Source organism: Candidatus Acidulodesulfobacterium sp. H_13, from assembly GCF_048541835.1.
Taxonomy (GTDB): Bacteria; SZUA-79; SZUA-79; order Acidulodesulfobacterales; family Acidulodesulfobacteraceae; genus QIJE01.
On record NZ_JBLEOY010000001.1, the window covers coordinates 444340 to 456565 of the forward strand.

At 39.9% G+C, this 12226-nt stretch carries 7 protein-coding genes; all 7 read right to left on the reverse strand.

The genetic code is table 11. The features are described 5' to 3' along the window. Positions 1–8: 8 nt before the first annotated feature. The 7 genes from ACMCNP_RS02225 to ACMCNP_RS02255 all read right to left on the reverse strand — a co-directional run bounded on the left by ACMCNP_RS02225 (position 9) and on the right by ACMCNP_RS02255 (position 12225). Entirely contained in the window at positions 9–1553 is a 1545-nt protein-coding gene (locus ACMCNP_RS02225) for a cobyric acid synthase (protein WP_419313234.1), read from the reverse strand. Further along, positions 1540–3330, reverse strand: coding sequence for an HD domain-containing phosphohydrolase (locus ACMCNP_RS02230; protein ID WP_419313237.1), 1791 nt, complete (start codon positions 3328–3330; stop codon positions 1540–1542). Before ACMCNP_RS02230 ends, ACMCNP_RS02225 begins: the two co-directional genes overlap by 14 nt. 168 nt (positions 3331–3498) lie before the next feature. Further along, positions 3499–4470 (reverse strand): acetyl-CoA carboxylase carboxyltransferase subunit alpha, encoded by a 972-nt coding sequence (locus ACMCNP_RS02235; protein WP_419313240.1) that lies wholly within the window; start codon positions 4468–4470, stop codon positions 3499–3501. 78 nt (positions 4471–4548) lie between these two features. Next, positions 4549–8247, reverse strand: a complete 3699-nt coding sequence (gene dnaE / locus ACMCNP_RS02240; RefSeq protein WP_419313243.1) for a DNA polymerase III subunit alpha — start codon at positions 8245–8247, stop codon at positions 4549–4551. A gap of 2 nt (positions 8248–8249) precedes the next feature. Continuing rightward, positions 8250–9794 carry a glutamine-hydrolyzing GMP synthase gene (gene guaA, locus ACMCNP_RS02245; protein WP_419313246.1) on the reverse strand — a complete coding sequence of 515 codons (1545 nt, stop codon included), beginning with the start codon at positions 9792–9794 and terminating at the stop codon, positions 8250–8252. Between the two features lie 6 nt (positions 9795–9800). Beyond that, on the reverse strand, positions 9801–11258 hold the full coding sequence (guaB, locus tag ACMCNP_RS02250; protein ID WP_419313249.1) for an IMP dehydrogenase: 1458 nt from the start codon (positions 11256–11258) through the stop codon (positions 9801–9803). Between the two features lie 37 nt (positions 11259–11295). Then, complete coding sequence (locus tag ACMCNP_RS02255; RefSeq protein ID WP_419313252.1) at positions 11296–12225, reverse strand: Ppx/GppA phosphatase family protein; 930 nt, start codon at positions 12223–12225, stop codon at positions 11296–11298. Position 12226: the final 1 nt, after the last annotated feature.

Sequence of the window (12226 nt, forward strand, 5' to 3'; positions counted from 1 at the left end):
GTTCACTTCTAAATAGCAATAATATTATCTCGCAGCGTTTTAATATCGACATATTTTTCTATGTTTTTCGATAATAAATTAAAGCTTTCGTCTTTAACGGCATTGTAATCTTTAAACCTGCCTCCGTTATGATCAAGCTTCTTATGTTTACCCGCAATGCCGACTATAAAGTTTTTGAATGCCATATTGCCGAATAAGCCATGAACGTACGTTCCTATTTTTTTACCGTCTTTAGACAAAATTCCATTTTCGGGCAAAATATTACCGCGGCACTTTTTAACCGTTTCCGATTTAAATAAATCGGTATAGGCATCTCCGCTCGAATAATCTTCGGCAAAAAACGTCCTCCCGTTATGTATCTCATATCCGCTTAAAGAAGATTCGGGGTTATTAAAGCGATATTTCCGATTTAATAATATTTTTTCTTCGGATAATACCGTTACCGTCTTAAAAAAACCAAAACCCTCCGTCATGCTTATGCCCGATTCTATACCTATGGGGTCTTCTATTCGTTCTCCCATCATTTGAAAACCCCCGCATATGCCCATAATAACGCCGCGCCTACCGATTTTTTTGATATAATCGAAAATTTTAGACCTCTTAATGCTCGATAAATCCGAAACGGTCGACTTGGATCCCGGTATGATTATCATATCGAATTCATCCGCGTCGGATGGAACGCAGTCAAAAAACCTGACGGCTATTCTATCATCAAAAAAAAGGGAATCAAATTCGTTAAAATTTGAAATATGGTCTAAGCGAACTATGCCTATTTTCAGCCTGCCTTCGTTTTTGCCTTTACCGAAACTGCCCGCACTTTTTAAATCGAGGCTGTCTTCCGCCTCTATATGAAGATTCTCAATATAAGGGAGCACCCCAAGGCACGGAATTTTAAGCCTTCGCTCCATACATTTTATCCCGGGTTCCAATATAGACGCATCACCCCTAAATTTATTTATAATAAAACCTTTTATTAACTTCCTCCACTTTGGCGGAATAAGTTTGACCGTTCCGTAAATAGAGGCAAAAACTCCACCTCTTTCTATGTCTGCCGCTAAAATCACCGGAATATCGTAAACACCGGCAAAACCCATATTGGCTATATCATATTTAAAAAGATTTATTTCGGCGGGGCTTCCGGCTCCTTCAAGTACTACCAACTCGTTTTCCGAGGTTAAAAATTCAAACGACTCCATCGCTTTTTTAAGGAAAAAATCTTTTCCTCCGTTATATTTTTTAAAATTCATATTGCCGTAATATTTTCCTTCGACTATAAGATGCATTTTTAAATCCGACGCAGGCTTTATCAGAATGGGGTTAATCTGCCTTATCGGCTTTTTAAAAGCCGCTTCAGACTGAACGACCTGCGAAACCGCAATTTCAAAACCGTCTTCCGTGACAAAACTGTTCAGGGACATGTTTTGCGGCTTAAAAGGCGAGCAGCTGATACCCCTGTCCGAAAAATACCTCAGGAATCCGGCAGTAAGCGTGCTTTTGCCTGCAGAACTCGACGTCCCCTGAAGCATTACAAATTTACTTTTACGATTCATCATAGACAAGAGGCTCAATGGGTTCTATAATTTTTAACACATTCAGGAATGCGTTGACTACTTTTGGGTCAAACTGGGTTCCGGAATATTTTTCTAACTCGTCCAAGGCGACCTTGACCGGCAAAGCCTTTCTATACGGTCTGTCGGTCGTCATAGCGTCGAATGCGTCTATAATGGCGATTATCCTGGAGACGACCGGTATATCGTCTCCCACAAGCCCGCAAGGATAACCCTTGCCGTCGTATCTTTCCTGATGGTGCAGTACATCGTTGGCTATATGGCTTAAAAATTTTATTTTTTTAAGCATGCTGTATCCTATCTCCGGATGTCTTTTAATCTCCGAATATTCTTCGCCGGTCAATTTTTCGCGTTTATTTAATATAGAATCCTTTATGCCGATTTTCCCTACGTCATGCAATACGGCGGCATACCTCACATTTTTTATTTCATTTTCGCTTAAACCTAATTTTTTAGCCACTAAAGCCCCGTAATTTATAAGCCTGCCGCCGTGGGCTCCGGTATACGTATCCCTGGTTTTAATAGCCTCGGATATAGAATTTATGGTCTCTAAATGCTCGTCTTCTATATAATTCAACACCTGCACATTGTATGCCGCAATAGATATAATACTGGAAATATCGGACATGAAATCCACCGCCTCCAACGAATACTCCATTTTTTTATCGCTTAACAAAAAAATGAAGCCCAAAAAATCCTTATCCGTTTTTATGGATATCCCTATAAACGTTTCTTTTTTGATATCTTTAAACATGCAATAAAACGTTTCGGTACCCTCCTTATCATTACTTTGACTATAGTAATAAATACTCGGATAATCGGAGATTAGGTTTTTTAAACAGCTGCAATCGGAAAGCCGGAAAGAATCTGGAACGACGGACGGGGGATTCATATAGCCCTTAAACAACTCTAAGGGCGTATCCTTTAAGAACGAACAGTCTGCGCATTTATATAATATTTTAGATTCGGCGGAACATTTTATAAACTGACATTCGAAATTAGTCATTGTATAACAATTAATATTACCGCCGAATATGGAACATCCGGTCATTTTACAATCAAAAAATTCGTAGCAAAATTTATTTTTGCTTTTATCCTTAAAATAAACTAAAGCCGTATCCGTTTTGGTGAAATTCATCAAGCTTTTTACGGAATAATCCATAACGCTCGCAATATCCAACGAAGAAGAAACAAGCTTGGAGACCTCCAACAGGTTGGCGACCTTGCCGCTTTCTTCTTTCTGTCTTAAATATAAGAGATTTGCGTTCTCGTACAAGGTGAGACTATATATAAATATTCCGCCCAACATAGCTATAAATTTGGCTATTTTTACCTCTTCTTCCGAAAATTCGTAAGTCTCCCGTTTATAGATATTTAAAGCACCTAAAACAAGAGAACCCGCATATATCGGGACGCTCAGCAGGGATAACATGCCGGAAAATTGTTTTTCCAATTCATAATATATATCGGATAGGTCGTTCTTGATATTTTTACTGATTAAAGATTCTCCGTTCTCTATGACGGAACCTATCAGTCCCTCCCCAACCATTACTTCAAAATCTTTTTTAATAAATTCTGAGTTTTCGTAATATTTAACACAATTTATTTTCTCCGTGTCTTCATTTAACATAAAGACGGTTACCAGGTCACATTCTATGAATGTTTCCACGGTAACGGAAATTTTTTCATAAATCTCATCCCTCGAATTTTTAGAAATCAAGTCTTTAGAAAGAAAATAAGCTATATCCACATACTCTGCCATTTTATAATAATATATCCTCTTAAGTTTACATTTTAAAAAACATAAAAAAATCACATACGATTCGGCGGCATGCAATTTCCTATCTAAAACATAAAGGTTATAATAAAAATAAGACTATCCCCTTCGCATAGCATATTGCCTTCCAAAATAGATCAAGCATAACCTCTTTTATTTAGCTATATTTATAAATTTTTTGATCCTTTCGTCCCTTAGGGTTTCTCCGCTATATTCTTTAAGTTTTTTAAGATTTTTTATAATAGCCTTTCTCAATGCTTCGGCGGCAAGAGGCGCGTTTCTATGGGCGCCGCCAAGAGGTTCCGGTATTATACCGTCGATAATATCCGATTCGTTAAGCTCTTTTGCGGTAAGCTTTAAGGAATTTGCCGCATCCTCGGTTTTAGACACGTCTTTATAAAGAATAGACGCGCAGCCTTCGGGTGATATTACGGAATAAATGGAGTATTCCATCATTAAAACTAAGTTTCCGGTTCCAAAAGCAAGTGCTCCGCCGCTCCCCCCCTCCCCTATAACTATAGATAAAACGGGGACATTAATATTTAACAAGGTATATATAGTTCTTGCAATAGCCTCGGATTGTCCCCTTTCTTCCGCTCCGAGACCCGGATATGCCCCGGGAGTGTCTATTAACGTTACTATGGGGATGGAATATTTTTCGGCAAGCTTAAAAAGCCTCTGAGCTTTTCTATAGCCTTCAGGGTTGGGCATGCCGAAATTTCTGCACATCTTGTCCTTCGTGTTGCGACCCTTCTGATGTCCGACTATAAGAACTTTCTGCCGGTTATCAAGTTTTCCGCCGCCGCCTTTAATAAAACAAAATCCCCCCACTACGGCTTTATCGTCCATAAAAAGTCTATCTCCGTGAAGCTCGATAAAATTTTCCGTTATTAAACCTATATAATCTAACGTGTACGGTCTGAGAGGATGCCTCGACAACTGAGTAATCTGCCAGTTGTTGATATTTTTAAATACGTCCTTTATAAGTTTTTCTTTTTTGGCTTCAAGATTTTCGATTTCGTCGGCTACATTGGCAAAGCCCCCAAGATTAAAAGCCTTAAGTTCTTCTATCTTTTGCTCTAATTCAATTATAGGTCTTTCGAATTCAAGAGAATGTACTGCCATAAATAATTATGTATATAATATTACTATTATGTTAATTTGAGTATTACTAAATAATCTATAAAAACAATTATATCAGAATTATGAAATATTTAAACATCCGAGAGATATCGACTTAGACTTAAACAGAATTTTATTCACTTTGATGTTCCCGTTAAACACCACGTTATATCCCGATATCCTTAATATAACCTTAGAATCGCCTTTTGAACCTGATAAATTATTTCTCAATTCTATTAATAAATTATTAAATTCATGAGCGCCGAATTCCGTTATCTTTTTATTTATCTCAATGATGCATACCTCTGCGGGTTCGATGACCTTAGGTTCTACCGGTTTAACGGGCTTAATAATTTTGACTGATGCGGGGGTTTTTCTTATCTTCAGGCTGTCTAACAACTCGATATTTTCCCCGATAACCTTGATATCCAAGTTTAAATCGTCGTAACTTCCATATTCTAAACGCCCCGCTTTTGTTTTATCCTTTGTCTGCTCGCCTCCGTCTATCTTGTTTATCTGCATGGAGACGTCGTTTATGTTTATCTCCGAAAAATCTATCTTTCCGGTCAAAACAACCGGTTCGTTCGTGTCTATTATATTTTCACATTTTAAGTAATTTTTCGGAAAAAGAATGGCTTGAACGTTGAGACTTTTATCATTCAGTATGAAAGAAGCCATTTTATCATTATTCTTTGTCTTATGAATCTTTAGCTGATTTATAACGCCGCACATTTTAAAAACACCGCTGACTGCTTTTCCGCCGGAATTAACGTATTCCGCTGCGATATCCGAAAGACTCTTTGTCGCTATAAGTTTGATTTTTTCCTCATATCCGTCTAATGGGTGCCCCGAAAGATAAAATCCTAACGATTCTTTTTCGAATGCAAGGATAGACTTTCTGTCATCCTTTTCTCCCTCATTTATCAAAAAAGAATCATTTTTCCCGTTATCGTAGTTTAATTCGTCTCCGAAAAAAAGCGGAAGCTCAAACTGCCCGGAATTCCTTTTCTCTCTTTTAAAATTGGCTTCCCCCATTATACCTTCTAAATTATCCAACATCCACTTTCTGGACTCACCCCCAACATCTAATGCCCCGCTTTTAATCAGATTCTCTATCGTTCTTTTATTCACTTTCCGCGTATCCACTCTCGAACAAAAATCCGGTAAATCCTTAAATACCCCATCCTCGCGGTTTTGCAAAATAGAATCTATGGCAGCCTTTCCGACATTCTTAATCGCCCCCAGACCGGTGCGAATTACGAACTTTCCCTCGTCGTTTTTAACTATAATAAACCTTTCCGCCGAATAACTGACCGAAGGGGGTAATATCTCGCAGGAATTAAACCCGGACTTCACCTCGTTTATTATCTTTGTCAGCTTATCGGTATTGGACATTTCACTTGATAACAGCGCCGCCGTAAAATGTTCTTTATAATTAGCCTTTAAATATGCCGTCATATACGCAATATACGCATATGCGGTAGAATGCGACTTATTAAAACCGTATTCTCCAAATTTAGTAATCAATGAAAAAATCTTCACGGCTTTTGTCTTTTCTATACCGTTCGTACTACAGCCGCCAATAAATTTATCCCTCATTTGTTCTATAAGTTCCGCCTGTTTTTTACCGACTCCTTTCCTTAAAACATCCGCCTCTCCCATTGAAAACCCTGCAAGGGCAGTGGCTATTTTCATTATCTGTTCCTGATATAATATTACCCCGTACGTATCTTTTAATATATCTTTCAACAGGGGATGAATATAGCGTATTTTAACCCTGCCGTGTTTTGCGTTAATAAAGTCGTCCACCATGCCGCTGCCTAACGGCCCTGGCCTGTAAAGAGCAACGAGCGGTATTAAATCCTCAAACGAATTCGGGGCAAGTTTTTTTATCAGTTCTTTCATGCCGGAGCTTTCAAGCTGAAAAACGCCGGTTGTATCCCCTGAAGATAAAAGCTTAAACGCCGGCTTGTCGTCTAAATTTATATCGTATATATTAAATTCGGATTCTGAAAGCCCTGCCTTCGAATCATTTATAAGGGCAATGGCTTCTTTCATTACCGTAAGCGTTTTTAAACCCAGGAAATCAAATTTAATAAATCCCAATTTTTCTAAATCCTGCCCCGTATATTGAGTGGTAACGACATCCGTAGCTTTTGTCCCCTTATATAGCGGCATATAGTTATATATAGGTTCGTTGGATATAACTACTCCGGCGGCATGCGTGCTGGCATGCCTTGCAAGCCCCTCCAACCTCTTTGCTATTTCCATCAGTTTTCTAACCTTGGGATTCGTATCTATCATACTGCGAAATTTCGGCTCTTCCTTAATTGCATCCTCAAGCGTAATGCCGGGCGTACCGGGAATTAATTTGGCGATTTTATCGACCTCGGCGTAAGGCATATTGAGCGCCCTGCCGGTATCGCGTATAACCGCCTTCGCCAGCATGGTTCCGAATGTTATTATTTGCGAAACCTGCTCTTCTCCATATTTGTCGGAAACATATTTAATAACCTCGTCCCTGCCGTTTATGCAAAAATCGGAGTCTATATCCGGCATGCTTATTCTTTCCGGATTGAGAAATCTTTCAAACATTAAATCGTATTTAATCGGGTCTATCTCCGTAATTTTTAAACAATATGCCACAAGGCTGCCCGCTGCCGAACCCCTGCCCGGACCTACCGGAATATCATGTTCTTTTGCATACTTTATAAAATCCGAAACGATTAAAAAATATCCGGAAAAATTAGATTTTTTGATTACTTCTATTTCCATATCCAATCTTTCGCCATAGGTTTTCGGCTTGTCAGAATAGGACACCGCGGCCGCTTTGGTGGGATTATTTATAAAAACTTCCTCAAACCCCTTTCTAACCTTCTGCTCAAAGCGCTCTGAGACCGAAAGATCGTCTTCGTCGGATTTAAACTGCGGGAAGTGATGCCCACCCTTGAGTTTAAATGAAAAATTACATTTATCGGCTATTATTTTGGTATTGGAAATAGCCTCCGGGGGATATTCCGCAAAAATTTCTTTCATCTCTTCTTGAGACCTAAAATAAAGGTCTTTCGTCGAAAACCTCATTCTGTTTTTATCTTCCACGGTTTTACCGGTCTGAATACACAATAGGACGTCATGCGCCTCATAATCGTCTTTCAAGAGGTAATGGCAGTCATTGGTGGCTACAAGCGGTATGCTGTATCTTTGTGCCAAATCGAGAAGCCCATTGTTCGCCGTTTTTTGTTCCTCCAAACCCTGAACCTGCATCTCCAAATAAAAATCGTCCTTAAAAAGATTTAAATAATATTTGAGGCTTTCTTCCGCAAGATCGTAATTTCCCCGAATTATGTTGTATGGAATCTCCCCTTTTATACAGGCAGACAGGGCTATCAAGCCGTTATGGTTTTCCGTAAGAATATTTTTATCGATCCTGGGCTTGTAATAAAAACCGTCTATATAAGATTTAGATACTAATTTAGATAGATTACGATAGCCCTCTTCGTTTTTCGCAAGCAATATCAGATGATAATAATATTTTTCATTCGCATTTTTAAGTTTTCTATCGGACTTTGCCACATATACTTCACAGCCTATCACCGGCTTAATATTTTTCTTAACCGCCTTTTCGTAAAACTCGACCGCGCCGAACATATTTCCATGGTCGGTCACGGCAACGGAAGGCATATTGAGTTCGACGGCCTTATTTACGATATCGTCTATTTTAATGGCCCCGTCTAAGAGGCTGTAATGTGAATGCATATGAAGATGGACGAACTCGTTCATTTTTACTCCCATTCTATCGTAGAGGGCGGTTTTGAGGTAATATCGTAAACCACCCTGTTAATTCCTTTTATTTCAGAAATTATTCTTGCGGCGCAGGTCCTTAATATATTGTAGTCCAATTCTACAAAGTCCGCAGTCATACCGTCGGAGGAACTTACCGCCCTGAGTGCTATAAGGGATTCATAGCTTCTTTCGTCCCCCATAACCCCTACCGTCTTAATCGGAATCAAAACAGGAAAGGACTGCCATATTTTATCGTATAATCCGGCGTTTTTTATCTCCTCGGTTACTATCGCATCTGCCTTTCTCAGGATTCCAAGCCCCTTTCTATTAATCTCTCCGATTATCCTGATAGCCAATCCGGGACCCGGAAACGGCTGCCTCTTGATTATCTCATCCGGAATTCCGAGGTTTTTTCCTATTATGCGGACCTCGTCTTTAAATAATTCCCTTAAAGGCTCTATTAATTTTAAACCTAATTTTTTTGGAAGCCCCCCCACGTTGTGATGGCTTTTTATGACGCTTGAAGAGCCGAAAATCTTGACCGACTCGATAACATCGGGATAAAGCGTCCCCTGAACGAGAAAATCAACCCCGTTCATCTTTTTTGCCTCTTCTTCAAATATTTGCACAAAGAGCCTGCCTATAATTTTTCTCTTTCTCTCCGGATTGACAACTCCCTTCAATGCCTTCAAAAACAAGCCGGAGGCTTTCACGAGTTTCACGTTCAAATCAAGGTTTTCTCTGTAATATTTCATAACCGATTTTGCCTCGGAATCCCTCAATAAACCGTTATCGACGAATATGCACTTAAGCCCTTTGCGGACAGCTTTGTTCGCAATAACCGCGGCAACGGTGGAATCTACCCCTCCCGAAAGGGCGCATATAGCCTTTTTACCGGCTGTCAGCCCTGCGATATCCAGTACTTTGCCTGAAATAAAGTCGTCTAACTTCCAGTCTTTTTCAACGCCTGCGATATCAAATAAAAAATTATTTAATATCTTATTGCCGTAAACCGTATGGGCTACTTCGGGGTGAAATTGAAGCCCGTACATTTTTTTCTCGCGGTTTTCAAAGGATGCCGTATCGCAATTTTCAGTTCGAGAGGTTACGATAAAATTATCCGGGGCTTTTACTATAATATCCCCATGGCTCATCCATATGGGACTCAATTTTTTACATCCCTTAAAAAGCTTGGTTTTTTTGAGTATGTCAAGATTGGAATGCCCGTATTCGCGATTATTTGCAGGCTTTACCGTGCCTCCCATAAGATATGCCATAACCTGCATGCCGTAGCAAATTCCCAGAAACGGAACGTTTATTTCCAATACTTCTTTTGATATAAAAGGAGCGCCGTTATCGTAAACGGAAGAGGGACCCCCTGAAAGTATTATCGCATCCGGTTCAAAGTATTTTATTTTTTTAATAGAGGAAGTTACCGGATATATCTCGCAATAAACGCTATTTTCCCTTATTTTTCTGGCAATAAGCTGGGTATATTGCGAGCCGAAATCTATTATGAGTATTTTAGAGTGGGGAATTTTCATCCTGCATTAGTCAAGCCTGTAATTAGGCGCCTCCCTTGTTATAATGACATCGTGGACATGACTTTCCCTCAATCCGGACGATGTTATCTTAAGAAATTTTGTTTTGGTTCTCAGCTCTTCTATATCGTGAGCGCCGCAATAGCCCATTCCCGCGCGTAAACCGCCTATCAGCTGATTTACCGTATCCGAAAGCATTCCCTTATAGGGGACTCTCCCCTCTATGCCCTCCGGAACGAACTTAGACTCATCTCTTATATGTGATTGAAAATATCTGTCCTTAGAGCCTATTACCATTGCTCCAAGCGAACCCATGCCCCTATAAACCTTATAGCTTCTTCCCTGATAGATTATCGTTTCGCCGGGACTCTCTTCCGTTCCGGCAAAAAGATTACCTATCATGACGCTATTTGCGCCGGCGGCAAGGGCTTTCACGATATCCCCGGAAAACTTTATTCCGCCGTCGGCAATGACCGGAACACCGCTTTTATCGTATGCGGCGGAACATTCCATTATTGCGGACAATTGCGGAACGCCCACGCCGGCCACGACCCTCGTAGTACAAATAGAACCCGGACCTATACCGACTTTTACGGCATCTACTCCTGCCTTAATTAACTCCGCCGCCGCCTCTCCTGTGGCAATATTTCCGGCTACGATATCAACCGAATAACGTTTCTTTAAATATTTTATCATATCTATAACGCCCTTGGAATACCCATGGGCGGTATCAATAACTATTGCGTCCGCTTTTGCATCCGCAAGCGCGTTGACCCTCTCCTCCGTATCCTCGGAAATTCCGACTGCAGCCGCAACCCGAAGTCTTCCCTTGGAATCTTTGCAGGAATTAGGGTATTTTTTAATTTTCTCTATATCCTTAATGGTTATCAATCCTTTTAAGTTAAAATTTTCGTCCACCACTAAGAGTTTTTCTATCTTTTTTTCATGCAGGGTTTTTTTTGCATCCTCTAAGGTCGTGCCTACCGGAACGGTAATGAGATTTTCCTTAGTCATAATATCGGCAACTTTTTCATTGAGATCAACCGAAAACCTTAAATCCCTGTTGGTAAGTATCCCTGCCAATTTATCTCCATTAACGACGGGAACGCCTGAAATCATAAACTTTTTCATAAGTTCTAACGCATAGGATATTTTATCGTCCGGCTTAACCTTTATAGGATCGATGATCATTCCGCTTTCAGACTTCTTAACCTTCTCGACCTCTGATTTTTGTTTCTGTACGGTCAGATTTTTATGTATAACACCGATGCCGCCTTCCCGGGCTAACGAAATAGCTATCCTAGCCTCCGTAACGGTATCCATGGCCGCACTGACTAACGGGGTGTTCAGGTCTATATTCTTAGAAAATTTCGTTTTTAGATCGACATCTTTCGGAAGTATATCCGAATAATCCGGAATTATAAGAATGTCGTCAAAACTCAATGCTTCCCGTATAATCTCTTTCATCTCTCCCTTCCTCTTTTTTGAATAATCGTAATAATATTTATATTTCCCCTCCGTTTGTAATAAGACCCTCTATTAAGCCGCACTCGGAAACGGTAAGTCCGGAAACACCGAAAAAATCCAAACTTTTTAACATAATAGCCGCGCCAACCGGAACGAGGTCTTCCCTGCCCTCTTCTACACCCTTAATGCCCAGCCTGTCTTCGACCTTATTATCTATAAACTTTTTATAGATCCTTGCAATATTGTCTCTCTTTAAAAAATACCCATGTATCTTGTTTCTATCGTAATCGTCGGTCTCTAAATCTACCATGGCAAGCGTTGTTGCCGTTCCTGCCGTACCAAACAAATTTAACGGTTCAAATACATACCCGTTTTTAAGTATTTCCTTTTTTAACAAAGCAAGCTGCAAGTCTATCTCCCCCTCTAATCTTCTTATATCCTCCAGGGATAACGGGTCGGACTTTATTAACTCCTCCGACAGGTGAACGACACCCATATTTAAACTGTGTTTCCATAAAGGCAGTCCGTTTTTAACGCAGACATACTCGGTAGAACCCCCGCCTATATCTATGGAATAAAATTCGTTTAAATCATTAAAGCAGGAAGAAATCCCTTTGAGGGTAATCATGGCCTCTTTTTCACCGCTTATAATATTGAGTTTTAACCCCGATTCCCTGTATACGATATTTTTAACATCCAATGCGTTAGGGGCTTCCCTTAAAACGCTGGTACCGGTTATAACCGCTTTGTCGGGCTTAATTCCGTACTCTTCCATCTTTTTAACATATATTCTCAATGCCTTTTTTAGCCTTTGAATCGAGGCGCCGGTTATTATCCCGTTTTTTTTAAAGTTTTCGCCGAGCCTGATTACTTTCATGTCAACATACAACGGATTCAAAACATTGCTTTTTAAATCCGTTATTAAACATCTTATGGTATTCGTCCCTATATCTATCGCTGCATACATT

Bases quoted from the DNA above. Each gene is read 5' to 3' on its own strand.
- dnaE (WP_419313243.1), bottom strand. From the start codon at position 8,247: ATGAACGAGTTCGTCCATCTTCATATGCATTCACATTACAGCCTCTTA.
- ACMCNP_RS02235 (WP_419313240.1), bottom strand. From the start codon at position 4,470: ATGGCAGTACATTCTCTTGAATTCGAAAGACCTATAATTGAATTAGAG.
- ACMCNP_RS02255 (WP_419313252.1), bottom strand. From the start codon at position 12,225: ATGTATGCAGCGATAGATATAGGGACGAATACCATAAGATGTTTAATA.
- guaB (WP_419313249.1), bottom strand. From the start codon at position 11,258: ATGAAAGAGATTATACGGGAAGCATTGAGTTTTGACGACATTCTTATA.
- ACMCNP_RS02225 (WP_419313234.1), bottom strand. From the start codon at position 1,553: ATGATGAATCGTAAAAGTAAATTTGTAATGCTTCAGGGGACGTCGAGT.
- guaA (WP_419313246.1), bottom strand. From the start codon at position 9,794: ATGAAAATTCCCCACTCTAAAATACTCATAATAGATTTCGGCTCGCAA.
- ACMCNP_RS02230 (WP_419313237.1), bottom strand. From the start codon at position 3,330: ATGGCAGAGTATGTGGATATAGCTTATTTTCTTTCTAAAGACTTGATT.